Origin of the sequence: Microbacterium sp. 70-16, assembly GCF_001898315.1 — a bacterium.
Classification (GTDB): Bacteria; Actinomycetota; Actinomycetes; order Actinomycetales; family Microbacteriaceae; genus Microbacterium.
On record NZ_MKTQ01000014.1, the window covers coordinates 451,697 to 476,388 of the forward strand.

A 24,692-nucleotide genomic window follows, 5' to 3' on the forward strand; every position below is an offset into this window, starting at 1 on the left:
CGGCGCGGGTCAGGCGTCCTGCTTCTCCGCCCACACCTGGCGCGTGATCTGCGCGAACGCCTCCGGCGGCTGAGCGCCGCTGACGCCGTACTTGCCGTCGATGACGAAGAACGGCACACCCTGGATGCCGTAGGCCTGCGCCTGCGCCTGATCGGCGCGCACGTCGGCGAGGTGACGGCTCGACTCGAGCGCTTCGCGCGCGGCGTCGGCGTCGAGACCCGCCTCTGCGGCGAGGTCGACGAGGTCGTCGACGCGTCCGACGTGACGACCCTCGGTGAAGTACGCCGACATGAGGCGCTCGGTCATCTCACGCTGCAGGCCCTGCGACTTGGCGAAGTGCAGCAGCTCGTGCGCCTTGACGGTGTTCGTGTGCTGAAGCAGGTCGAACCGGTACTCGAGCCCCGCGTTCGCGGCGACGCCCGTGACGTTCTCGAGCATCTCGGTGACGCGCTCACGGGGCATCCCCTTGCGTCCCGCGAGGAAGTCGACCTCGTCACCGTCGAAGTCGACGGGAGTGTCGGGCGAGAGCTCGAAGGAGTGGAAGGTCACCTCGACGATGGGCGCGTCCTCGTCGGTCGCGGCCTCGGCGAGTCCCTTCTCGAGGTTGCGCTTGCCGATGTAGCACCATGGGCAGGCGATGTCACTCCAGATGTCGATCTTGATGGCGTCTGTCACATCTGGGGCAACGCGTCGGATGCTGTGGTCTATTCCCGCACCGGCATGATCGGTCGGCGTGAGCGGCCTCGTCAGCTCTTGGGCGCGTCGACGGCTCCACCGAACCGACGGTCGCGGTCGAGGTACAGCTGGATCGCATGCCACAGGTCGGTGCGCGAGAAGTCGGGCCACAGGGTGTCGAGGAACACCATCTCGGCATACGCCGACTCCCACAGCAGGAAGTTCGACGTGCGCTGCTCACCGCTTGACCGCAGGAACAGATCGACGTCGGGCATGTCGGGGATGTAGAGGTGCTTGCGCAGAGACTTCTCGGTGATCGCCGACGGCTTCAGCCGCCCCGATGCGATCTCAGCACCCATCGCACGCATCGCGTCGATGATCTCGTGGCGACCGCCGTAGTTGATGCACATCGTGAGCGTGAGCACGTCATTGTCGCGGGTGAGGGCCTCGGCGACCCGGAGTTCCTTGATGACCGATCCCCACAGGCGCGGCGTGCGGCCCGCCCATCGGATGCGCACGCCCCACTCGTTGAGCTGGTCGCGCCGGCGGTGCAGCACGTCGCGGTTGTACCCCATCAGGAAGCGCACCTCTTCGGGTGACCGCGCCCAGTTCTCGGTCGAGAACGCGTAGACGCTGAGGTGCTTGACGCCCGCCTGGATCGCACCCGCGACCACGTCGAGCAGCACCTCCTCGCCCGCACGGTGCCCCTCGATGCGGGTCAGCCCGCGCCGGTTCGCCCACCGCCCGTTGCCGTCCATGACGATCGCGACGTGCCCCGGAACGCCGCCGCGCGGGAACTTCGGCGGGTGGATGCCCGTCCAGTCGAGCGGCCGGTACGGGACGGCGTCACGGTGCGTATAGGGCTTCGGGGTCACCGGTGGGTCTCCACTCGTTCGACGAGGGACAGCGATCGGATGCCGCGCTCGAGGTGGTACTGCGTATAGGCGGCGATGAGGCCGGATGCAGCCGCTGCGGTGCGATCGGTCGCGGCATCCACTGTCTGCCACTCCCCCGCGATCAGCGCGTGCAGCAGTGCGCGGGTGTCGGGCAGGATGCGCGCCGATCCCGCCGGCGCACAGTTGCCGCAACTGCTGCCGCCCAGCTGCGCGACGAACCAGTCATGCGGCCCGACCGCGCCACAACGCGCGCAGTCGTCGAGCGCGGGAGCCCAGCCCGACAGCGCCATCGTGCGCAGCAGGTACGAATCGAGCACCGACCGTGCCGCGTGCCCGCCCTGCGAGAGCGTGCGCAGCCCGCCGACGAGCAGCAGGTACTGCTGCGGGGTCGCCTCAGCCTCGCCGAGCCGGTCGGCGGTCTCGACCATGGCGTGCGCGGCGGTGTAACTGTCGTAGTCGCCGGCGATCGCGGCGCCGTACGAGCCGAGCGACTCGGCCTGCTGCACGATGTCGAGGCTGCGGCCCTGATAGAGCTGGACGTCGGCGACCATGAACGGCTCGAGCCGCGCGCCGAACCGCGACGACGTGCGCCGCACACCCTTCGCAACGGCGCGCACCTTGCCGTGACGGCGGCTGAGCATCGTCACGATGCGGTCTGCCTCACCGAGCTTGTGGGTGCGCAGGACCACGACCTCATCCCGGTAGGTGACCACTATCGCTTGCTCCGCACGCTTCCATTATCCCCGCCCCCTGCGACACGGGCCGGTGCGGCGCGGTGCGTTCCGCGCGATGGCGGGCCGCGAGCACGACAATGGAGGCGTGACCGAACCGCTCTTCGTGATCCCGCTATGGGCCGACCTGCTCGCCGTGGGCCTCGGCGGCGTGCAGGGCGCGCTGTTCGCCTCGGGCTTCGTCGGCCAGCGACGGCTCGACATGCTGGGAGTCGCGATCATCGGGATCGTCATGGGCATGGGTGGCGGCCTCATCCGCGACCTGCTCCTGGGCGTGAGCCCGACGACGCTGCAGAGCAACTGGTACCTGCTGACGGCGACAGGAGCCGCACTCGTGGGGATGCTCCTGGCGGGCACGTTCGCGCGACTCAACGGCGTGATCGTCGCCCTGGATGCCGTCGTCATCGGCCTGTTCGGCGCGTTCGGCACCTCGAAGGCGCTCGTGCTGGGGCTGCCGGACGTGCCCGCCGTGTTCGTCGGTGTGTGTGCGGCCGTCGGCGGAGGCATCCTGCGCGACGTCATCATGGGACTGCCGGTCGCCGTCATGCACGTCGGCTCGCTCTATGCCGTCGCGGCGGGTGTCGGCTGCGCCGTGCTCGCGGGTGCCGTCTCGCTCGGCGCGCCGGTCGTCGCGGGGGCGGTCGCGTGCGTCATCGTGACGGCCGTCATCCGCGTGCTCGCCGTGCTGTTCGACATCTCGCTGCCCGAGCAGCGCGCGCTGCACCGCCGCAAGGTCGCCCTCGAGACGAGCGCGATCCCCATCATCAAGCCGCCCGCCGACTGACCCCGCCCGCCGCGCCCCGCACCCCCGGTCGCGCCGCGCCGCGCATCCACCCGTGAGACTGCAGTGGTGCACCGAGACTGCGCGCGGTGGCTGCAGTCTCGGTGCACCAGTGCTGTTTCGCTGTCGGGGGCGCCGACCCCGGGACCGACCGTCAGACGGAGGCGAGGGCGGGGGCTGACGACCGGGTGCGGATCGCGCGGTTGACCGCCGAGATGATCGCCTTGAGGGATGCCGTGGAGATGTCGCCGTCGATGCCGACACCCCACAGCCGCTCGCCGTCGACCTGCAGCTCGACGTAGGCGGCGGCCTGCGCGTCACCGCCCGTGCTCAGGGTGTGCTCGACGTAGTCGTACAGCGTGATGTCGAAGCCCTGCGCGCGCACCACTTCGAGGAACGCCGACACGGGTCCGTTGCCGACCCCCTGCGTCACAACCCGGTCATCCCCGTCACGCAGCGTGACATCGAGCGAGACCTCGCCCGACATGTCGCTCTGCGTGCGCGTGGACAGCAGCTCGAAGCGCCCCCACTTGTCGTCGGCGGCGGCCGCCGGCAGGTACTCGTCGGTGAACACGTCCCAGATCTGGTCGCTCGAGACCTCGCCGCCCTCGGCATCGGTCTTGGCCTGCACCACGCCCGAGAACTCGATCTGCAGCTTGCGCGGCAGATCCAGCGCGTGGTCGGTCTTCAGCAGGTACGCGACCCCGCCCTTGCCCGACTGCGAGTTGACGCGGATGACCGCTTCGTACGAGCGGCCCAGATCCTTCGGGTCGATCGGCAGATACGGCACGGCCCACTCGATGTCGTCGACGGTGACACCGGATGCCTGAGCCCGGGCATCCATCGCCTCGAAGCCCTTCTTGATCGCGTCCTGGTGCGAGCCGCTGAACGCCGTGAAGACGAGGTCACCCGCCCACGGGCTGCGCTCGGGCACGGGCAACTGGTTGCAGTACTCGGCCGTGCGTTTGACCTGGTCGATGTCGCTGAAGTCGATCTGAGGGTCGATCCCCTGCGTGAACAGGTTGATGCCCAGCGCGACGAGGTCGACATTGCCGGTGCGCTCGCCGTTGCCGAACAGGCATCCCTCGATGCGGTCGGCGCCGGCCATGTAGCCGAGCTCGGCCGCCGCGATCGCCGTGCCGCGGTCGTTGTGCGGGTGCAGCGACAGGATGACGTTCTCGCGGTGTGCGAGGTGGCGACTCATCCATTCGATCGAGTCGGCGTAGACGTTCGGCGTCGCCATCTCGACGGTCGCGGGCAGGTTGATGATGACCTTGCGCTCGGGCGTGGGCTCGAAGACCTCGATGACCTGATTGCAGACGTCGAGGGCGAACTCGAGCTCGGTGCCGGTGTACGACTCGGGCGAGTACTCGTAGTACACCGTCGTGTCGGGGATGCGCTTCTCGAACTCGCGGCACAGGCGCGCGCCCTCGAGCGCGATGTCGATGACGCCCTGCTGGTCGGTGCGGAAGACGACCTCGCGCTGCAGCACGCTCGTCGAGTTGTACAGGTGCACGATGGCCTGCTTGGCACCGGCGATCGCCTCGTAGGTGCGCTCGATCAGGTGCTCGCGCGCCTGCGTCAGCACCTGGATCGTGACGTCGTCGGGGATCAGGTTCTCGTCGATCAGCTGGCGCACGAAGTCGAAGTCGGTCTGGCTCGCGCTCGGGAAGCCGACCTCGATCTCCTTGTAGCCCATCTTCACGAGCAGCTCGAACATGATGCGCTTGCGCTCGGGGCTCATCGGGTCGATGAGCGCCTGGTTGCCGTCGCGCAGGTCGACCGCGCACCAGCGCGGCGCGGTCGTGATGCGGGCGTCAGGCCACGTGCGGTCGGGCAGGTCGACGCGGATCTGCTCGTGGTACGGGCGGTACTTGTGGACCGGCATGCCGGAGGGAGTCTGGGTGTTCTTCATTGGTCGCTTCTGTCTCGTCAGATCGTGGGGGCCCGTGGCGTCAGACAATGACGAAGCTCCGCGACGAGGAAGGCCCTAGATCGAGGCCTCGTCGCGGCAGCTAAGAAGGAGCTGGCCGAAGCGCATGCGAACAGGTTACACCCGTGCGGCGGGTGAGACGAACGCCCGCAACGCGACACTGTCAGGGCATGAGGAACACTCGGGCATCCGCCATCGCCGCCGTCGCCGCGTTGTGCGGCCTGCTGCTCACCGCCTGCGCGACGTCGGCCGCGCCCGGTACCGCCGGCGCTCCCGCGCTCCCCGACGTCGTCTCGGGCCTGCCCGACGGCGAGGTGCTCGCGCAGGGCACTGTGATGGATGCCGGCGGCGAGCTCGAACTGTGCCTCGGCGCGATCATGGAGTCCTATCCCCCGCAGTGTCACGGCATCCCGCTGGTCGGCTGGTCGTGGGGCGGCGTCGAGGGATCCGAGCAGGAAGGCGACATCCGCTGGGGTGCGTACGCCGTGCAGGGCACGTACGACGGCACCTCGTTCACGGTCACGCAGCCGCCGATCATGCTCGCGCTCTTCGATCCGGCGATGCGCGACGACCCGACCGGCGGCGTGCCCGGACCGGCCGACGAGGCGACGCTGACCGCGACGCAGGATGACCTGAACACCCAGCTCGGCGACCGCGTGCTCTCGTCGTGGCCGCAGGACGGGCGCGTGTGGGTACAGGTCGTCTGGGACGACGGAATGCTGCAGGATGCCGCGGATGCCCGCTACGGCGACGACGTCGTGCTCGTGCAGTCCGCGCTGCAACTCGTCAGTGCACCATAGCCCAGGCATAGGAACCGCAAAGGAGGGTCGGTTGGAATCGTCTCATTGAAAGCGTGTGCTGACAGGAGACGATGATGAGACGACGGACGAAGATCGCCACAGGCGTGATAGCTGCGACGCTGCTGCTCGCGGGCTGCGGAGCGACCGCTCTGGAGAGCACCGACAGCACGGCGGTCTCTGCCGGCACCAGCACGACGACCACCGAGGAGTCCTCGACGTCGACCACGGTCGACACGACGGTCTCGGGCGTCGACGTCGACTGGAGCTCTCTGCCCACGACCGATGTGACTCTCACCGATGACGGCATCACGATCACCGAGGCCGGCACCTACGTGCTGACTGGCTCGTCGACCGGACAGGTCGTCGTGAACAGCGATGGCGCCGTGCGCCTGATCCTCAACGGCGTGACGATCGACAGCTCGGCAGGAGCCGCGATCCAGGTCGACAACGCCGAGCTCACCGTCATCGAGCTCGCCGACGGCACGACCAACACGGTGTCGGATGCCGGAACGCGCAGCGACGAGGCGATCGACGGAGCCATCTATTCGTCTGACGATCTCTACATCACCGGCACCGGTTCGCTCACGGTCACCGCGAACTTCGCCGACGGCATCGTCGGCAAGGACGACCTGTGGATCCTCGGCGGCACGATCTCGGTGACGAGCGTCGACGACGGCATCCGCGGCAAGGACTCGCTGACGATCAGCGGCGGCACCCTTACGATCGACGCGGCCGAGGATGCCCTGAAGTCGAGCAACGACACCGACGCCGGCAAGGGTGTGCTCACGATCACCGGCGGCGACATCACGATCACGGCGGGCGATGACGCGATCAAGGCCGAGCAGGCGATCTCGATCACGGGCGGCACGATCGACATCACGACCTCGGTCGAGGGATTCGAGGCACCCGTCATCGTGATCGACGGCGGCACGATCAGCCTCTACGCCTCGGACGACGGCATCAACGCCTCGGCATCCGCGATCGTCACCTCGGGCCTGAGCATCACGATCAACGGCGGCGACATCACGATTGAGATGGGCTCGGGCGACACCGATGCGATCGACAGCAACGGTGACCTCACCATCACGGGCGGAACGCTCAACATCACCGCCCAGTCGTCGTTCGACTACGACGGCACCGGCACGATGACCGGTGGCAACATCACCGTCAACGGGTCGACAGTGACGCAGCTGTCGAACTCGATGATGGGTGGCGGAGGCGGCAGCCGCCGGCCCTGATTCCTCCGGCGCGCTGCTCTGCGGCGGGGTCCACGCAAGTGGGCCCCGCCGCTTCGCGTGGGTGCGGCGATGCGGGTGTCTCGCCGCGGTGGTGTATCTAGCCGTGCGCTGGGCGCCTCATTACGATCAGCATCGAGACATCGTGGGATGCCGCGTGCGTGGTGGGGGTGCCATGAGATCGCCGGAGGAACGGGCCGTCGAGGTCGTCGTGCTCGCGAACAGCTTTCGCGCGGGACGCGATGCGATCGCGCGCGACTTTCCCGCCTCGGTCACCGCGCTGTATGACGCGGTCATCACCCGTCCCGAGTGGGCGTCGGCGGCGACGCTGACCGAGCAGGCGCTCGTCATCGCGCACGTGCTCGAGGACTCCCCCGAGCTCGCCGCGGCCTATCAGGCCGACGTCGACGCGGGCCTCCTCGGCTTCGGCGCCGGCGACGATGCCGAGGTGGATGCCGCGATCCACAGTGTGCAGGATGCCCTCGAGCCGAAAGCCGAGATGGCGGGGCCGGATGATGGGCTGCTCAGCGGCCCGGTCGACGGCGACACCGACACGGCGTGGCGTCCTCTTCCCGGCGGTGAGCCCGGGCCGCCGCCGGTACCGTCTCCGTCGCCGGCTCCGTCCGTGCCGCCGGCTCCGTCCGTGCCGCCGGCCACGCCGCCACCGCCTCCAATGCCTGCCCCGGTCGTGCCACCGGCCACCCCGGCCACGCCACCGCCTGCAGACGCACCACCCGCCGACGCGGTCCAGACCTGGCTCAACGCCGAACTCAATGATCCGCACGCTGCCCTTCAGGTGGCGCAGACGCGTACTCTCGCTCTCTCCTACGGCGAGAAGAGCGAGCAGGCCGTCGCCGCGGCCGCCGCGACGCTCATGATCCCGCGCGACGAGGCGACGATCGACGTCACCGTCACCCTCGCGAGCACCGACTTCACGGTGCCGCCGTTCCCGCAGCAGCTGCGGATCGGTCGCGACGGGCACTCGGTCGGGCGCGCCCTGTTCGACATCACGCCGCTGCATTCCGGCCCGTCGACGCTGAGCGTCCTGGTCGATGTGAAAGGCAACTTCCTGCAGCGACTCGAGATCACGTTCGACGTCGGCGCGGCATCCACCCCCGACATCACGAACTACGGTCGTCCGGCGGCCGCGGCATCCGTCCTCGAAGAACGCACCGCCACGATGCAGTTCATGCCCGCCGTCGGCGGCTATCAGTTGATTGCGCCGGCCGTCGCGGCCGAGCCGATCGACGTGCTCGTCACGCAGGATCAGCTCGCGGCGCGCATCCAGAGCGTGCGCGACGCACTGCTGGGCGTTGTGTCAGATCCCGCCGTGTCACTCAATCTCGACATCGCCAAGGAGCTCGGTGATCAGGCGCTGAGCACGCTCGCTTTCGAGGGGTTCCGGCTGTTCCAAGCGATCTTCGCAGGCCCGCAGGCGGGGGCCGAGCTGCGCTCGGTCGGTGCGTGGCTGCGCGAGACCCTCAGCGGCGATGTGACGACACTGCAGGTCGTCTCGAGCGGATTCCCGGTGCCGTGGGCGCTCATGTATCTGACCGAGCGCTTCGATGCGACCCCGCTCACGTGGGACAACTTCATCGGCATGCGGCACGTCGTCGAGCAGATTCCGATGGCCGAGATCGCCGCAGTGCCTCCGGCCCCGACGATCGCATCGACGCCCGAGCTGAGTGTCCGCGTGCTGCTCAACGAGGGCATCGACGCCCAGATGCCGTCGCATCCGATCGCGACGCAACGCGAGTATTGGACAGGTCGGGGCGTGGCTTTGACCGAGGGCACGAAGGTCGACGACCTCGTGAGGTCCGCGCTGCTGCCCGCCGCGACCGACAAGGTGCTCTACCTCTTCTGCCACGCCGTCGCGTCGCCGACCGACTCCGACGACTCGCACCTGATCCTGTCGGGCGGGCAGAGCGTCACCCTCGCCCAACTGTCGGTATACGCGCCGATCGAAGACGCCCTGCCTGCGCATCCGCTCGTCTTCATCAACGCGTGCGAGTCGGCAGAGCTCTCGCCCAACTTCTACGACGGCTTCGTGCCGTACTTCCTCGCGAAGGGCGCGCGCGGCGTCATCGGCACCGAGTGCAAGACGCCGGGGCTGTTCGCGAGCGAGTGGGCGAAGGCGTTCTTCGACGAGTTGTTCGCGGGCAAGTCTCTCGGCGAGGTCGTGCTCGACCTGCGGCGGCGCTTCTTGGCGGAGCACAACAACCCGCTCGGCCTGCTCTACGGCATCCACTGCGACACCGATACCCGGGTCGACCCTGCGCTGGTCGGCGCAGTGCACTGAACCGGAAGGATCTCGTATGTCTCTGAGGCGCATTCCCGGTAAGAACCAGGAGTACTTCCTGATCAGCTACGACAAGAAGGGGCGCGAGGTGCCGGATGCCGACGGGTCGTCGGCGAGCCAGGCGATGCTCGACGCGCTGACGGCGCCGGGCAGCGCCGTCACCGACGTGTTCGTCCTGAGCCACGGCTGGCAGGGCGACTACGACGACGCGATCAGTCAATATGACAGGTGGGTCGGTGCGGCGGACCCCGACACCGCAGACGACGGCATCCGGCCATTCGTCGTGGGGCTGCACTGGCCGAGCAAGGCATGGAGCGACCGCGAGTTGCGCAGTGCGCCGAGCGGTCTTCTCGGCGACGACCCGGAACCCGCCGCGGACGGCATGACGGTCGACGAAGCCGTCGACGAGTACGCCGCGACCCTCGGTGACGATGCCGACACGCGTGCCGCTCTGGCCGCGGTGCTGACGTACGCGTCGACCGTCGATCCGGCACGGGATGCCTCAGCCGCCGACGCGCTGCCGACGTCGGTGGCATCCGCCTATCGACAGCTCGCCGGCGCCGCGGGCGCGGAGCCCGGTGACGACCCGCTGCTCGGCGGGGGGTGGGATCCGGCCGTGGCGTTCGCGGGTGCGCTCACTGGGCCCGCCGACGACGGACTTCTCGGCGACGGGATCTTCAGCAAGCTGCGCGAGGCGATCTTGACGCCGCTGCGGCAGCTGACGTTCTGGCACGGCAAGAATCAGGCGCGCGAGTTCGGCGAGAGCGGAGCGGCCGACCTCGTGCGCGAGATCATGCGCGCGACACCGGCCAAGACGCGCGTGCACCTGATGGGCCACAGCTTCGGGACGATCGTGGTGTCGGGCGCCGTCCGCGGGCCGGGCGCGCGGCCTGCGCCACCGCCGCGGCCCGTCAGCTCGATGCTGCTCGTGCAGGGCGCCGTGTCGCTGTGGGCGTTCGCCGAGAGCGCTCCGGCGGTCTTCGGCGGCGGGCGCGGGTACTTCGCCGATGTCGTGACGCCCGCGTTCGTCTCGGGGCCGATCGTCGTGACGCGCTCGAAGTGGGACTACGCGGTCGGCAAGTTCTATCCGCTCGCCGTGCGGCTGGCGGGTCAATACCTGCTGGGTGACGAGCCCAAGTACGGCGGGATCGGCGCGTTCGGGGCCGTCGGCGTCTCGGGCTCCGTCGAGCTGCCTGCCCTCGCGCCGAGCGCACGCGTCGACGGCCCGTTCACACCGCACACGCTCTACAACATCGATGCGAGTGGCGTGATTGCCCACCTCGACGGCGCCGCGGGTGCGCACAACGACCTCGCGCATCCCGAGCTGTCCTGGCTCGCCTGGACCATGGCGACCGCCCGCCCCGCGCACTGAGACGCACCCGGTCCGCGCGCTGGTTTCGATACGCCTCGCTGCGCGAGGCTACTCAACCTTGACCCGGACCGCGTCAAGTCCGCTCCGCGGCCGTGACCCGGACCGCGTCAAAAACCGAGGCGGCCGAGCTGCTTGGGGTCGCGCTGCCATTCCTTCGCGACGCGCACGTGCAGCTTCAGGAACACGCGCGTGCCCACGAGCGGCTCGATCTGGGCGCGGGCGCGCGTGCCGACGTCGCGCAGGCGCGAGCCCTTGTGCCCGATGATGATCGCCTTCTGGCTGTCGCGCTCGACGACGACGTTCGCGTAGATGTCGGTCATCGACCCGTCCTCACGCTCGGCCAGGTCTTCGATCGTGACGGCGATCGAGTGCGGCAGCTCGTCGCGCACACCCTCAAGCGCCGCCTCGCGGATGATCTCGGCGATGCGATCCTCGAGCGACTCATCGGTGACGACGCCCTCTTCGTACAGCGCCGGACCCTCGGGCATGAGCGTCAACAGCTCGTCGGCGAGCACGTCGAGCTGCTCGCCCGCGACGGCCGACAGCGGGATGACCGCGGCCCAGTCCTCGCGCAGGCTGTCGACCTCCATGAGGCGCTCGGTGATCTCGTCGCGTGACGCGATGTCGGTCTTCGTGACGATCGCGACCTTCTTCGCGCGGCCGTAGCCGTCCAGCGACGCGGCGATGCGGCGGTCACCGGGGCCGATCTTCTCGGTCGCCGGCACGAGGAACCCGATGGCATCCACGTCGCCGAGCACCTGCTCGACGAGATCGTTGAGACGCTGGCCGAGCAGGGTGCGGGGCTTGTGGATCCCCGGCGTGTCGACGATCACGAGCTGCCCGCCGGGACGGTTCAGGATGCCCCGGATCGCGCGCCGCGTCGTCTGCGGCTTGTCGGATGTGATCGCGACCTTCTCACCCACCAGGGCGTTGGTCAGCGTGGACTTGCCGACGTTCGGCCGCCCCACGAACGTCACGAACCCCGATCGTGTCTCGGTCATCTCTGTTCGCCCTTCTGCACGTCGACCTTCTTCGTGTCGACCTTCTTGGCGTCGGCTTTCGGCGCGTCGCTCTTCTTCCGTTCAGACTTCTGCCGTTCCGGTTTCTGCACCGGGACGGCGCCCGTGCGGGGCGCCCGTGTCGGCTTCGCGGTGGATGCCGGGGCGAGGGCCGCTTCGGCCGCCACGAGGGCGTCACTGGCCTGCACGAAGACGGTCGCCAGGCCCCGCCCGCGGCCGCGCGCGGTGCCACCGGTGAGGATGAGTCCGCCGTACTCGGCCGTCGCGCCCGGCTGCGGCACGCGCTCGAGAAGCTTGCCCAGAAGACCGCCGATCGAATCGACGTCATCGTCGTCGAGTTCGATGCCGAACAGCTCGCCGACCTCGTCGAGGCCGAGTCGCGCGCTGACGCGGAAGCGCCCGTCGCCGAGGTCGGTGATCTCGCTCGAGCGCGGGTCGTACTCGTCGGCGATCTCGCCGACGAGCTCTTCGATGAGGTCTTCGAGGGTCACGAGCCCCGCGACGCCGCCGTACTCGTCGACGACGAGGCACACGTGCACGGCATCCCGCTTCATCTGCTGCAGCAGCGTCTCCACCTTCATCGATTCCGGAACGAAGACAGCCGGGCGGGCGATGGGAGCGATGGGAGCGTCGCGCCAGCCGGACTCGTCGCGGAAGCCGAACTGCACGAGGTCCTTCAGATAGAGGACGCCGACGACGTCGTCCGCGTCGGCGTCGACGATCGGCGCCCGCGAGATGCCCTTGTCGAGGAAGATCCTCATCGCCTCGCGGGTGGAGGTCGAGGCATCCACCGTCACCATGTCGGTGCGCGGGACCATGACGGCGCGCACGATCGTGTCGGTGAAGTCGAACACCGAGTGGATGAGCTCGCGATCGTCCTCTTCGATGAGGTCTTGCGAGGCGGCCTCGTCGACCATCGAGAGCAACTGCTCCTCGCTCGCGAACGACGTGCCGCGCTGCACCCCGGGCGTGACCCGATTGCCGATCACGACGAGAAGATGCGCGAGCGGCCCGAGGATGACGCGGGCACCGCGGATGACCGGCGCGCACGCGCGCAGCAGGCCCTTCGCGTGCTGCCGGCCGACCGCACGCGGACTCGCGCCCACGAGCACGAACGAGACCGCCGTCATCAGGACGGCCGCCGCCAGCATCGCCCACCAGATGTTGCCGAACAACAGCGTGAAGGCGACCGTGACGATCACCGCCGCGGTCGTCTCGGCCAGAATCCTGATGAAAACGACCGCATTGCCGTGTGCTTCGGGATCGGCGGCGACAGCCGCCAGCGCTGGGCCGTTGCGGCCGCTCGCCGAGAGGTCGAGCAGGTCGGCTCGCGAGGTGACGCTGAGTGCGGCATCGAGCGCCGCCATCAGACCGCCGAGTGCGACCAGCAGCACCGCCGCGACCAGCAGCAGGAACTCGGTCATGTGCGACGGCGGCGCTCGGAGACGTGGAACGACTGGATCAGGTCGCGCTGCAGACCGAACATCTCACGCTCTTCCGCGGGCTCGGCGTGGTCGAACCCGAGCAGGTGCAGCGTGCCGTGCGTCGTCAGCAGGATCAGCTCGTCCAGCGTCGAGTGCCCGGCGGCCTGCGCCTGCGTCTCGGCGACCTGCGGGCAGAGCACGATGTCGCCGAGCAGACCGGCTGGCGTGGGCTGCTCGGCCGTGCCGGGCCGCAGTTCGTCCATCGGGAAGCTCAGCACGTCGGTCGGGCCCGGCTCGTCCATCCACTGCACGTGCAGCGCTTCCATGGCGCCCTCGTCGACGAGGAGGATCGCGACGTCGGCATCCGCGCTCACGTGCAACTCGCCGAGGTTGTGCTCGGTGAGGCGCAGCAGGACCGTCTCGTCGATGTCGATCCCGGACTCGTTCGTGATCTCAATCGTCATGACATGCCTCGCTTCGGAAGGTGGTCTCGGGGGCCGCCGGGGCGGGATTGCTGTCCGCGGCGCGTCGCACGGTTCGCGAATGCGGATGCCTCGTCGTGCTCGCGCCGCGAGGCGAGTCGCTGCTCGTCGTACTCCGTGTAGGCATCCACGATGCGGCCGACGAGCGTGTGGCGGACGACGTCGTCGCTGGTGAGGTAGACGAACTCGATGTCGTCGATGTCGCGCAGCACGCGGGTCACGAGGCGCAGGCCAGATGCCCCCTGCGGCAGGTCGATCTGCGTGATGTCGCCCGTGACGACCATGCGCGTGCCGAACCCGAGGCGCGTCAGGAACATCTTCATCTGCTCGGGCGTCGTGTTCTGCGCCTCGTCGAGCACGACGAACGAATCGTTCAGGGTATTGTGCGTCACCAGGAAATCATCGGTGACATACAGCGAGTCCTCCGCGGCAACCTGGATGCACACCGTCTCCACCTCGCCCGCGGGCTCGATGGAATGCACATAGCGCTGCGGGCGACCTACCGGGGTCGCGCGGTAGCGGTCACGCTTTCGTGTCAGCCGGAAGGGCTCCACGTGGTCGGGCAGCCGAATGTCCATCACATATGCGTCGTGCACGTACGGCACGGGCCGACCGCCGGCAACGCCGGGTGTGCGTCCCTCGGCCGCTCGGGTCCGCACGTACGCGACGCCTCCGAGCGAACGGACCAGGTACACGACATCGTCGCGCAGCCGCGCTGAGGTCGTCGTGTACTGCACACGACACGACCGGCTCCGCTGCGCCACCGGGCCACCGTCGGTGTCCAGGAGTCCCTGCAACAGCGCCAACCGCACCTCGACAGAGTTCACGAGGTACTGCGACGGCACGAACTTCGTAGACGAAGTCGTGCCCGCCAGGCCGAGGTCACGAATGATCGTGGTCAGCGGGTTCGCCGTGATGACCCCGCCGCGTCCACCCCCACCCTTGCGCTGGAGCACGTAGTCATACCGGTCCTTGTGGACGACATCGATCTCGGGGATGCAATCGCTCAGCCGCTCGACGAGTTCCGCGTCGGCCGTGCAGAACGTCGGTGTCGTCCGAGTCGTGATGCAGCCGTCGCCGAGGAGCAGTCCAAGAGCATAGGCATCCAGTGGTATCGGCTGTGCGACCATGTGCACCGGCTCGACGAGTGGTAGCTCGTAGCGGTGATAGTGACTCGCACGCAGGTTGCCGACCATGTCGGATGTCTGGATGACGCGAGAGCGACCACGTCGCTTGTCGTCCCGGGTTGTGACCGTCCAGAGATGCTCCCCACAGGCCAACGTCGCGCCGCCGTCTTGTGTGCCGACGCGGTACACCTGCTTCTTCCCCTGGGGAAAGACACCCAGAACGGCTGTCGGCTCACCATTGGATCCGATGACGAAATCGCCGACCTTGAGGGAGCCGATCGGTACGAAGCCATCGGGAGTGAGGACGTTCGCATCGAGGGGTTGCGCACGGCCACGCATATACGCCAGCGGGGCGACTTCGATCGTTCCGGATGCCATGAGCTTCGGCACGATCTCGGGATCCATCATCTCGTTGAGCGCGTCGTAGAGCGGCCGCAGGTAGGGATCGATCTTGTCGGTCAGCGTTCCGGGCAGGAAGCCGAGCCGCTCCCCCGCCTCGATCGCGGGCCGGCTCAGGATGATGCGGCTGACCTCCTTGCGCTGCAGCGCCTGCACGGCCTTGGCCATCGCGAGATAGGTCTTGCCCGTGCCCGCGGGGCCGATGCCGAACGTGATCGTGTTCTCGTCGATCGCGTCGACGTAGCCCTTCTGGCCGAGGGTCTTCGGGCGGATGATCCGCCCGCGCGACGACAGGATCGCCTCGCCGAGCACTTCCGACGGACGCTGCCCGGAGTCGCCGCGCAGGATCCGGTCGCTGCTGACGACGTCGGACGGGTCGAGGCCGTGACCGGTGCGCGACAGGGCGATGAGCTCGTCGACGAGCGCGTGGGCGCGCGCTACGGCATCCGCCGAGCCTCTCAGCGTGATCTCGTTGCCGCGCACGTGCACCTGCACGTCGGGGTGCTCGCGTTCGACGACGCGTAGCAGGCGGTCCTGCGGGCCAAGCAGCTGCACCATCGCGACGCCGTCGGCGTAGATGCGCTCGACGACGTCATCGCCCGCCGTGTGGTGCGCGGCGTCGTCCGCGCTGCGCTCTGGGCCCTCAGGCACCGAGGCTCCCCTCAGACAGCCCACCCGCGAGCACGTGCGCGTGCACATGGAACACGGTCTGACCCGCGCCCGCGCCGGTGTTGAACACGAGGCGGAAGTCACCGTCGGAGTGCTCGGCGGCGACAGTGTTCGCAAGACCCACGACCTCGGCGAGCAGCGCCGGGTCACCCGCGGCGAGCTCGACGACGTCGCGGTACTGGGCCGTCTTGGGGATCACGAGCAGGTGCACGGGAGCCTTCGGCGCGATGTCGCGGATCGCGAACGCGTTCTCGGTCTGCGCGATGATCTCGGAGGGGATCTCGCCCTGCAGGATGCGCGTGAAGATCGACGGTTCGCTCATGCGTTCAGTCTATTGCGGGCCCGCCTCTGCGTGGCGGCGACGCGTCACCAGCGCCCGAGGCGGGCGTTGAGCAGCGCGAGCGCGGCGGGGCCGGCCGTCGAGGTGCGCAGGACCGTGCCGCCCAGGCGTACGAGCTCGGCGCCGGATGCCTCGAGGGCGGTGAGCTCTTCGGGGGCGATGCCGCCCTCAGGTCCGACGATCAGAACGAGATCGCGGGTGTCACCGGCATCCTGTTCGATGCTCGACAGCGCGACGGATGCCGTCGGCTCGAGCACCAGCAGCCGGGCATCGCTCAGCGCGGCCAGCTCACGCGTCCTCACCGGTGCGGTCACCTCGGGCACCCACGCGCGGTGGGCCTGCTTGGCGGCCTCGCGCACGATCGTCTGCCACCGCGCGACGCCCTTCTGCGCCTTGGCGGCATCCCACCGCGACACGCTACGCGCGGCCTGCCACGGCACGATGCGGTCGACGCCCAGCTCGGTCGCGGCCTGCACCGCGAGCTCGTCACGGTCGCCTTTCGCGAGCGCCTGCACGAGAACAAAGCGCGGGGATGCCTCGGGGCGCGTCTCGTGCGCCGCCACACGCACGGCTACGCGTCGCGGCGCAGCTTCGGTCACGACGCCGGTCAGCCACGTGCCGCGCCCGTCGCCGACCGTGACCTCCTCATCGACGCGGACGCGGCGCACGACCGCCGCGTGGTGTGCCTCGGCGCCGGTCAGCTCGACGACGTCGCCCGGCCTGGCACCGCGCACGGCGACCTCAGCCTCGTCGACGAGGAAGTGCAGCGCCATCTCAGCCCCGGAACTTGTCGCGCAGCTTGGAGAACAGTCCCTGGTGGAACTGCGCGAGCTGCGGCGCGGGTGCCTTCGTCTTCTTCGCGAAGTCTTCGATGAGCGCACGCTCCTTCGCGCCGAGCTTCGTCGGCGTCACGACCTGCACGCCGACGCGCAGGTCGCCGCGGCTGCCGCCGCGCAGCGGCGTGATGCCGCGGCCCTTGATCGTCAGCACGTCACCCGACTGCACACCCGCGCGCACCTCGAGGTCGACCTCACCGTCGAGCGACGAGATCGTCGTCTGCGTGCCGAGGATCGCGTCGGGCATCGAGACCTCGAGGGTCGCGAGCAGGTCGTCGCCGTCGCGGCTGAACACGTCGTCGTGGGCGACGGTGACCTCGAGGTAGAGGTCACCGTTGGGGCCGCCGGCCGGGCCGACCTCGCCCGAGCCCGGCAGCTGCAGCCGCAGCCCCGTCTCGACGCCACCGGGAATGTCGACCGACACGGTGCGGCGCGCGCGCACGCGACCCTGGCCCTGGCACGTGGCGCACGGGTACGGGATCGTCGTGCCGTAGCCCTGGCAGGTCGTGCACGGCTGCGACGTGACGACGTTGCCGAGCAGGCTGCGGACGGTGCGCTGCACCTGGCCGGAGCCGTGGCAGATGTCGCACGTGACGGGCTGGGTGCCCGGCTGGCAGCACGAGCCCTCGCACGTCTCGCAGAGGATCGCGGTGTCGACCTCGAGGTCGCGATGCGTGCCGAAGACGACGTCCTTCAGGTCGAGGGTGACGCGCACGAGGGCATCCTGGCCCCGTTCTCGACGCGACCGGGGGCGCCCGCCGCGGCCGCCCGCTCCGCCGCCGAAGAACGTCTCGAAGATGTCGCCGAAGCCACCGAAGTTCGCGCCGCCACCGAACGGCGAGCCGTCGCCGCCCATGTCGTAGCGCTGACGCTGCTCGGGGTCGCTCAGCACGTCGTACGCGTGCGTCACGAGCTTGAATCGCTCGGACGCCTCTTCCCCCGGGTTCACATCCGGGTGCAGCTGGCGCGCGAGACGGCGGTACGCCTTCTTGATCTCTTCGGGGCTCGCGTCACGCGCGACGCCCAGTACTTCGTAGTGGTCGGCCACAATCGCCTTTCCTGCCCGCTGCGGGCGCGGTGGGTTGTTCGTCGGTGCGGGCCGCTCAGCGGGACGTGTCGTCCTCGTCGAGCAGCCGACTGAGGTAGTGCGCGACGGCGCGAACCGCCGCGAGGTTGGTGGGATAGTCCATGCGCGTCGGGCCCAGCAGCCCGACGCGGGCGCGCGTGCCGGCGCCGTCGTAGTCGCTCGTGACGACGGATGCCTCGGCGAGCCCGAACGGCGCGTTCTCGCGGCCGATGCTGGCCGCCAGGCCCTTGTCGTCGGCGACCATTTCGCCCATGAGGCGCAGCAGCGTCACCTGCTCTTCGATGGCCTCCAGCAGCGGATAGATGCTGCCGCGGAAGTCACCCTCGCGCTTGGCGAGCGTCGCACTGCCGGCCATGACGAGCTTGTCCTGCCGGAAGTCGTCGAGCTCCTCGGCGACGATGCGGGCGACCGTCCGCACCGCGTCGTCGACGCGCGTGCCCGTGGCAGCGCCCGCCTGCAGGTCGGCGATCGCCTGCGCGGCATCCGCCACCGGCTTCCCCGTGACCAGGGCCGCGATCTCGGCCTTGACGAGGGCGACATCGTCTTCATCGAGCTCGTCGCGCAGGAACGCGAGGCGCTGCGAGACGCGCCCCGTGTCAGTCACGACGATGACGACGATGCGTGCGCCGCCGAGGTGCACGAACTCGACGTGCGAGACGCTCGCACGTGCAAACGACGGGTACTGCACGATCGCGACCTGTCCGGTCAGCTGCGTCAGGGCCCGGACGGTACGCATGAGCAGGTCGTCGAGATCGACAGGGTCGGCGAGGAACGTCGAGATCGCCGCGCGCTGCGCGCCGGACAGCGGCCGCAACTCGGCGAGATGATCGACGAAGACGCGGTAGCCCTTGTCTGTCGGGATCCGCCCCGACGAGGTGTGCGGAGCCGCGATGAGCTCCTCATCTTCGAGCAGCGCCATGTCGTTGCGGATGGTCGCCGCCGACACCCCGAACTGGTGCCGATCGACGATCGTCTTGCTGCCGACGGGCTCGTTCGTGTCGACGTAGTCCTGCACGATCGCGCGGAGGACCTGCAGGCCGCGTTCCGAGACCATCGCTCCTCCTCCGCCAGCTGGCACTCCGGGTCTTCGAGTGCCAATCTTACCGCGGTCACCCTACGATGATCCGTATGCGCGACGATGCCATCGACTCCGTCCCTGTCCAGACGTCTCACGGACCGGTCATCGGCCGTCGATCGGGCGAGACCGTGCGCTTCCTCGGCATCCCGTACGCGTTGCCGCCGTTCGGGGCGCGCCGCTTCGCCCTGCCCGAGGAAGTTCCCGCGTGGACCGAGCCGAGGGATGCCACGGCGCACGGCGCGACAGCCCCGCAGGACCCGTACTTCGGCGCCCTGGGCGAACTGCTCGGGTCGGTCGAGATCCCCGGCGACGACATCCTCACCGTCAACGTGTGGGCGCCGGTCGATGCCCTTTCGCCGGGCGGGGCGCCCGTGTTCGTCTGGTACCACGGCGGGGCGCTCGAGCGCGGAACGGCCGCGCTTCCGGCGTATGACGGTGCGGCGTTCGCCCGCGACGGCATCGTGTTCGTCTCGATCAATCACCGCATCGGTGCGGAGGGCTTCTCTGTGCTCGACGGCGCGCCGCGCAACCTCGGCCTGTCGGATGCGGCCGCGGGCCTGCGCTGGGTCCAGCGCGAGATCGCGGCCTTCGGCGGCGACCCGGCTCAGATCACGATCGCGGGCGAATCGGCGGGCGGTGCGCTCGTGGCGGCGTTGCTCTCACGGCCCGACACGGCGTCGATCCCCCGAGCGGCGATCATCGAGTCGGGGCCGCTCGAGGCGGTGCCGGTCGCACGCGCCGCGCGTGTCACGCAGGCGACCGCCAAGAAGCTCAAGGTCCCGGCGACGCGCGAGGCGTTCGCCGCCCTCACGCCGCGCCAGCTTCTCGACGCCCGGCGGGCACTCGCCGAGGGGTCCAGCCCGCTGTCCGGCGTGGCCGGATACACACTCGCGATCGACCCCGACAGCCTGCCGGTCTCGCCCGTCGAGGCGTTGCCTCGCCTCGGCATCCCTCTGCTGATCGGCACCAATAGTGACGAGTACCGTCTCTGGTTCACGCCCGCTCAGCTCGCGGCCATCTCGCCGCTCAAGCTCGAGCCCGCGCGGCTCGCGACGCGCATCCGTCGCAGCGCCGTGCGCGCCTACCACGAGGCGCTGCCGGGCGCGTCGGCGGGCGAGATCCTCGGCCAGATCGTGACCGACCGCATGCTGCGTGGCCCCGCCCTGAAGGTCGCCGGCGCGAAGCGGTCCCCCACCTACGTGTACGAGTTCGCGTGGCGCAGCCCCGTGCGCGACCTGCGCGCGGCGCACGCGCTCGAGATCGGGTTCGTCTTCGACCGGGTGGATGCCGCCGAGTCGCGCCAGCTCGTCGGCGACGCTGCTCCGCAGCAGCTCGCCGACCGGATGCACGCCGACTGGGTGCGCTTCACCCGCAGCGGCGACCCCGGCTGGCCCGCGTACGATGCCGGGCGTCAGGTGCAGGTGTTCGACACCGAGTGCCGCATCGAGCCCGTACGCCGCGCCGCAGCCGTGGATGCGCTGGCCGGCTGAGCCAGCCCGTGCCATCGACTGCGCCATCTGCTGCCGAGTGCGCCCGTCATGCGGGCGCCGCGACCGGCGCACTCGGCACGAAGCGGCGCACTCGGCACAGAGCGGCGCACTCGGCATGGCGCGAAGCGGCGCCAGCTGACCGCCGGTCAGGCGGTGAGTGCGCGCACCACGGCATCCGCCAGCAGGCGGCCGCGGCGGGTCAGCACGACGCGCCCGCGCACGGCGGCGGCGCCCTCGATGAGCCCGTCGGCGATGAGGGATGCCACGGCGTGCCGCCCCGTGTCTTCGAGTTCCGACACGGCGAGGCCCTCGGCGATGCGCGAGCGCAGCAGCACGTCCTCAAGGCGCCGCGCGGCGGCATCCGGCCGTTCCCGCGCGGCGGCGGGCGACTCGCCGGCTGCCAGTCGCTGTGCGTAGGCGGCGGGATGCTTGACGTTCCACCAGCGCAGCCCGTCGACGTGGCTGTGTGCGCCCGGGCCGTAGCCCCACCAGTCGGTGCCGCGCCAGTACGCGAGGTTGTGACGCGAGCGATGCTCGGGTGCCGTCGCCCAGTTCGACACCTCGTACCAGTCGAACCCGCTGCCGCCGAGCAGGTCGTCGACGAGTTCGTACATGTCGGCCTGCAGGTCGTCGTCGGGCGCGGCGATCTCACCGCGGCGGATCCGGCGCGCCAGTTGGGTGCCGTCCTCGACGATGAGGGCGTACGCCGAGATGTGGTCGGGCTGCAGCGCGATCGCGGCGCGCACCGAGCGCTCCCAGTCGCCCAGCGACTCGCCCGGCGTGCCGTAGATCAGGTCGACGCTCACGTCCAGCCCCGCGCCGCGCGCGGCGACGACGGCACCGGCCACGCCCTCCGGGTCGTGCGTGCGGTCAAGCGTGCGCAGCACGTGCGGCACGACCGACTGCATGCCGATCGACAGCCGCGTCACCCCGGCGTCGGCGAGCACTGCCGCAAGCGCCGGCGTCACGGTGTCGGGGTTGGCCTCGACCGTCACCTCGGCGCCGGATGCGAGGCCGAACGCCTCGCGGATGCCCGCGAGCATGCGCGCCAGGTCGCCGCCGGGCAGCAACGTCGGCGTGCCTCCGCCGAAGAAGACCGTCTGCGCTTCGCGCAGCGGGCCGCGTGCGGCGAGCACACCGCGCGACAGCGCGATCTCGCGCAGGACCTCGTCGGCATAGGCATCCTGCCGTGCCCCGCGCAGTTCGGATGCCGTGTACGTGTTGAAGTCGCAGTATCCGCACCGCACGCGGCAGAACGGGACATGCAGATAGACGCCGAAATCACGCTGCGGGTCGATCGTGAGGTCATCCGGCAGCGCCCCGTCAGCCGGCGCGGGGTCACCCAGGGGAAGTGCGGAGCCCATCAGGACGGCGTCGTGTACATCGGTGAGATCGCGCGCAGGTACCCCTGGAACAGCTCGCGCCGGCGACGCTTGACGAGCTGCGGGAGCACTCGGTACAGGAACGAGACCGGGCGGTCGAAGGCCCGCACCGTGAAGCGCACCTCGTCGGTGTCATCCCACTCGATCATGAACGACTCTTCGCCGCTGACGACCGAGCCGCCCACGGTGCCGAGCGCGAAGCCGACGCGGCGCGCCTCTTCGATCGCCGAGATGACCCGCAGCTCGCCGTCGGCGTTCATGCCCTTGACGCGCCCCTGCGCGCGGATCGTCGTGCCGGCAGCGACGTACGGAGTGCCGTCGGCATCGAAGCGCTGGTCGGCCTCGAGGCGCGACGGTGCCACCGGCGCACCTTCGGCGTCGAAGCCGACGCCCGAGTACATGGGTCCGGATGCCGGACGCACGTCGGCGACCGTGAGGCCCGCACCACGCAGTGCGCCCCACGACAGCAGCGCGTCGGCCGAGCTCTCGAACCGCGCCTGACCGCTGCCGATGCGCCAGGATGCCTCGGCCGGGACGCTGTGCTCGGGCGGATAGGTCATCAGGTCATGGGCGTTCGTGGCCCCCACGGCCGCGTAGTCGACCGTGCCCTCCTGGAAGTTCCCGCGGCGCATATGCGATCTCCCGTCGCTGACTCGTGTTCCCGACGTCACTTCTTGGCTTCGACGTCACCCGACAGGGCAGCGATGAACGCCTCTTGGGGCACTTCGACGCGGCCGACCATCTTCATGCGCTTCTTGCCCTCCTTCTGCTTCTCGAGCAGCTTGCGCTTGCGGGTGATGTCACCGCCATAGCACTTGGCGAGCACGTCCTTGCGGATCGCGCGGATGTTCTCGCGCGCGATGATGCGCGCGCCGATCGCGGCCTGGATGGGCACCTCGAACTGCTGACGCGGAATCAGCTTGCGCAGACGCTCGGTCATGAGCGTCCCGTACGCGTACGCCTTCTCGCGGTGCACGATCGACGAGAAGGCATCCACCTTCTCGCCCTGCAGCAGGATGTCGACCTTGACGAGGTCGGCCTCCTGCGAGCCGGCCGGCTCATAGTCGAGCGACGCGTAGCCCTGCGTCTTGGACTTCAACTGGTCGAAGAAGTCGAAGACGATCTCACCGAGCGGCATGTTGTAGCGCAGTTCGACGCGGTCTTCGCTGAGGTAGTCCATGCCGAGCAGGGTGCCGCGGCGGCTCTGGCACAGCTCCATGACCGTGCCGACATAGTCCTTCGGCAGCAGGATGCCGACCTTCACGACCGGCTCGGAGACCGACGCGACCCGCCCGTCGGGGTACTCGCTGGGGTTGGTGACGGTGACCATCTCGCCCGTGTCGGTCGTCACCTCGTAGGTGACCGACGGGGCCGTCGTGATGAGGTCGAGGTCGAACTCACGGCTCAGCCGCTCGGTGATGATCTCGAGGTGCAGCAGCCCCAGGAACCCGCAGCGGAAGCCGAAGCCGAGCGCGACCGAGGTCTCGGGCTCGTACTGCAGCGAGGCATCCGAGAGCTTGAGCTTGTCGAGCGCTTCGCGGAGGTCCGCGTAGTCGCTGCCGTCGATCGGGTAGATGCCGCTGAAGACCATCGGCTTCGGATCGGTGTACCCGGCGAGGGCGTCGCTCGCGGGCTTGCGCTGATTGGTGATCGTGTCGCCGACCTTCGACTGGCGCACGTCCTTCACGCCCGTGATGAGGTAACCGACCTCGCCGACGCCGAGCCCCTTGGTGGGCACCGGCTCAGGGCTCGACACGCCGATCTCGAGCAGGTCGTGCGTAGCCTTCGTGGACATCATCTGGATGCGCTCGCGCGGTTCGAGCTTTCCGTCGACCATGCGCACGTACGTGACGACGCCGCGATACGCGTCGTAGACCGAGTCGAAGATCATCGCGCGCGCGGGTGCCGTCGCGTCACCGACCGGGGCGGGAATCTGCTCGACGATGCGGTCCAGCAGCTCCTCGACGCCCATGCCGGTCTTGCCCGAGACACGCAGCACGTCCTCGGGCTTGCCGCCGATGAGGTTCGCGAGCTCGGCCGCGTACTTCTCGGGGTCGGCCGCCGGCAGGTCGATCTTGTTGAGCACCGGGATGATCTGGAGGTCGTTCTCCAGCGCCAGGTAGAGGTTCGCGAGCGTCTGGGCCTCGATGCCCTGCGCCGCGTCGACGAGCAGGATCGCGCCCTCACACGCGGCGAGCGACCGCGAGACCTCGTACGTGAAGTCGACGTGACCCGGCGTGTCGATCATGTTCAGCGCATACGTGCTCGCCGCGCCTGTCGACGGGTCGGTCAGGGCCCAGGGCATCCGCACGGCCTGCGACTTGATCGTGATGCCGCGCTCGCGCTCGATGTCCATGCGGTCGAGGTACTGCGCCCGCATGTCGCGGTCGCTGACCACGCCGGTGATCTGCAGCATGCGATCGGCCAGCGTGGACTTGCCGTGGTCGATGTGGGCGATGATGCAGAAGTTGCGGATCAGCTCGGGAGGGGTCGCAGACGGCTCGAGAGGCTTCAGGGCACGGGGTGACATGTCCCGAGCAGTCTACCGGCGGTCGGCTGTGCGCAGCGGCGGATGCCTCGGCTGAGCCGTTCGTGCCGCGAACGATAGCGGGCCGCGAGGGAGACACGCCAGGGGTC

20 protein-coding genes and 3 pseudogenes are annotated in these 24,692 nt (G+C 69.4%); 6 read left to right on the forward strand and 17 right to left on the reverse strand.

Going from position 1 to position 24,692, the window contains the following annotated elements:
* Positions 1-9 precede the first annotated feature (9 nt).
* The 3 genes from BGO46_RS07110 to recO all read right to left on the reverse strand — a co-directional run bounded on the left by BGO46_RS07110 (position 10) and on the right by recO (position 2,284).
* Positions 10-675, reverse strand: coding sequence for a DsbA family oxidoreductase (locus BGO46_RS07110; RefSeq protein WP_292676403.1), 666 nt, complete (start codon positions 673-675; stop codon positions 10-12).
* Positions 676-746: 71 nt separating this feature from the next.
* Complete coding sequence (locus BGO46_RS07115; RefSeq protein WP_292676400.1) at positions 747-1,550, reverse strand: isoprenyl transferase; 804 nt, start codon at positions 1,548-1,550, stop codon at positions 747-749.
* Positions 1,547-2,284 carry a DNA repair protein RecO gene (gene recO / locus BGO46_RS07120; protein ID WP_292676398.1) on the reverse strand — a complete coding sequence of 246 codons (738 nt, stop codon included), beginning with the start codon at positions 2,282-2,284 and terminating at the stop codon, positions 1,547-1,549. Before recO ends, BGO46_RS07115 begins: the two co-directional genes overlap by 4 nt.
* Positions 2,285-2,390: 106 nt before the next feature.
* Here recO and BGO46_RS07125 point away from each other — a divergent pair, with 106 nt between their 5' ends.
* Positions 2,391-3,086 (forward strand): TRIC cation channel family protein, encoded by a 696-nt coding sequence (locus BGO46_RS07125; protein ID WP_292676395.1) that lies wholly within the window; start codon positions 2,391-2,393, stop codon positions 3,084-3,086.
* Positions 3,087-3,237: 151 nt separating this feature from the next.
* Here the strand turns inward: BGO46_RS07125 and leuA are convergent, their stop codons facing one another.
* Positions 3,238-4,998 carry a 2-isopropylmalate synthase gene (leuA, locus tag BGO46_RS07130; protein WP_292676391.1) on the reverse strand — a complete coding sequence of 587 codons (1,761 nt, stop codon included), beginning with the start codon at positions 4,996-4,998 and terminating at the stop codon, positions 3,238-3,240.
* A gap of 188 nt (positions 4,999-5,186) precedes the next feature.
* Between leuA and BGO46_RS07135 the strand changes: the two genes are divergently transcribed.
* From BGO46_RS07135 to BGO46_RS07150, 4 genes are all read left to right on the forward strand, one after another.
* Complete coding sequence (locus BGO46_RS07135; RefSeq protein ID WP_292676390.1) at positions 5,187-5,816, forward strand: hypothetical protein; 630 nt, start codon at positions 5,187-5,189, stop codon at positions 5,814-5,816.
* A gap of 74 nt (positions 5,817-5,890) precedes the next feature.
* Positions 5,891-7,054 carry a carbohydrate-binding domain-containing protein gene (locus BGO46_RS07140; protein WP_292676387.1) on the forward strand — a complete coding sequence of 388 codons (1,164 nt, stop codon included), beginning with the start codon at positions 5,891-5,893 and terminating at the stop codon, positions 7,052-7,054.
* Positions 7,055-7,226: 172 nt separating this feature from the next.
* Positions 7,227-9,350 (forward strand): CHAT domain-containing protein, encoded by a 2,124-nt coding sequence (locus tag BGO46_RS07145; protein ID WP_292676384.1) that lies wholly within the window; start codon positions 7,227-7,229, stop codon positions 9,348-9,350.
* Between the two features lie 16 nt (positions 9,351-9,366).
* The gene (locus BGO46_RS07150; protein WP_292676381.1) at positions 9,367-10,722 is read left to right on the forward strand and encodes a hypothetical protein; all 1,356 of its coding nucleotides are present in this window, start codon (positions 9,367-9,369) and stop codon (positions 10,720-10,722) included.
* Between the two features lie 107 nt (positions 10,723-10,829).
* On the opposite strand, the gene era is transcribed toward BGO46_RS07150, so the two are convergent.
* The 10 genes and pseudogenes from era to hrcA form a co-directional block, all read right to left on the reverse strand.
* Positions 10,830-11,723: a GTPase Era gene (gene era / locus BGO46_RS07155; RefSeq protein ID WP_292676378.1), complete on the reverse strand. Its 894-nt coding sequence runs from the start codon at positions 11,721-11,723 to the stop codon at positions 10,830-10,832.
* Positions 11,720-13,165 (reverse strand): hemolysin family protein, encoded by a 1,446-nt coding sequence (locus BGO46_RS07160; RefSeq protein WP_292676376.1) that lies wholly within the window; start codon positions 13,163-13,165, stop codon positions 11,720-11,722. Before BGO46_RS07160 ends, era begins: the two co-directional genes overlap by 4 nt.
* Positions 13,162-13,629 (reverse strand): rRNA maturation RNase YbeY, encoded by a 468-nt coding sequence (gene ybeY, locus BGO46_RS07165; protein WP_292676373.1) that lies wholly within the window; start codon positions 13,627-13,629, stop codon positions 13,162-13,164. Before ybeY ends, BGO46_RS07160 begins: the two co-directional genes overlap by 4 nt.
* A pseudogene (locus BGO46_RS07170) lies at positions 13,626-14,027 on the reverse strand (PhoH family protein); the annotation flags it as partial. The pseudogene BGO46_RS07170 and the gene ybeY, both read right to left, overlap by 4 nt.
* A gap of 264 nt (positions 14,028-14,291) precedes the next feature.
* Positions 14,292-15,113, reverse strand: a pseudogene (locus BGO46_RS14625) (LAGLIDADG family homing endonuclease); the annotation flags it as partial.
* Positions 15,102-15,731, reverse strand: a pseudogene (locus tag BGO46_RS07180) (PhoH family protein); the annotation flags it as partial. The pseudogenes BGO46_RS07180 and BGO46_RS14625, both read right to left, overlap by 12 nt.
* 85 nt (positions 15,732-15,816) lie before the next feature.
* Positions 15,817-16,164 (reverse strand): HIT domain-containing protein, encoded by a 348-nt coding sequence (locus tag BGO46_RS07185; RefSeq protein WP_292676370.1) that lies wholly within the window; start codon positions 16,162-16,164, stop codon positions 15,817-15,819.
* A gap of 44 nt (positions 16,165-16,208) precedes the next feature.
* Positions 16,209-16,955, reverse strand: a complete 747-nt coding sequence (locus BGO46_RS07190) for a 16S rRNA (uracil(1498)-N(3))-methyltransferase (RefSeq protein ID WP_292676367.1) — start codon at positions 16,953-16,955, stop codon at positions 16,209-16,211.
* Position 16,956: 1 nt separating this feature from the next.
* Positions 16,957-18,066 (reverse strand): molecular chaperone DnaJ, encoded by a 1,110-nt coding sequence (gene dnaJ, locus BGO46_RS07195; RefSeq protein WP_292676365.1) that lies wholly within the window; start codon positions 18,064-18,066, stop codon positions 16,957-16,959.
* A 55-nt stretch (positions 18,067-18,121) separates the two neighbouring features.
* The gene (gene hrcA, locus BGO46_RS07200; RefSeq protein WP_292676362.1) at positions 18,122-19,159 is read right to left on the reverse strand and encodes a heat-inducible transcriptional repressor HrcA; all 1,038 of its coding nucleotides are present in this window, start codon (positions 19,157-19,159) and stop codon (positions 18,122-18,124) included.
* Between the two features lie 74 nt (positions 19,160-19,233).
* Between hrcA and BGO46_RS07205 the strand changes: the two genes are divergently transcribed.
* The gene (locus tag BGO46_RS07205) at positions 19,234-20,673 is read left to right on the forward strand and encodes a carboxylesterase family protein (protein ID WP_292676359.1); all 1,440 of its coding nucleotides are present in this window, start codon (positions 19,234-19,236) and stop codon (positions 20,671-20,673) included.
* 146 nt (positions 20,674-20,819) lie between these two features.
* Here the strand turns inward: BGO46_RS07205 and hemW are convergent, their stop codons facing one another.
* The 3 genes from hemW to lepA are packed head-to-tail and all read right to left on the reverse strand — an operon-like array spanning position 20,820 to position 24,585.
* A complete protein-coding gene (gene hemW / locus BGO46_RS07210; protein ID WP_292676356.1) occupies positions 20,820-22,037 on the reverse strand; it encodes a radical SAM family heme chaperone HemW in 1,218 nt (405 codons plus the stop codon).
* Positions 22,037-22,687 (reverse strand): DUF1990 family protein, encoded by a 651-nt coding sequence (locus BGO46_RS07215; RefSeq protein ID WP_292676353.1) that lies wholly within the window; start codon positions 22,685-22,687, stop codon positions 22,037-22,039. Before BGO46_RS07215 ends, hemW begins: the two co-directional genes overlap by 1 nt.
* A gap of 35 nt (positions 22,688-22,722) precedes the next feature.
* A complete protein-coding gene (gene lepA / locus BGO46_RS07220; protein ID WP_292676349.1) occupies positions 22,723-24,585 on the reverse strand; it encodes a translation elongation factor 4 in 1,863 nt (620 codons plus the stop codon).
* Between the last annotated feature and the right edge of the window lie 107 nt (positions 24,586-24,692).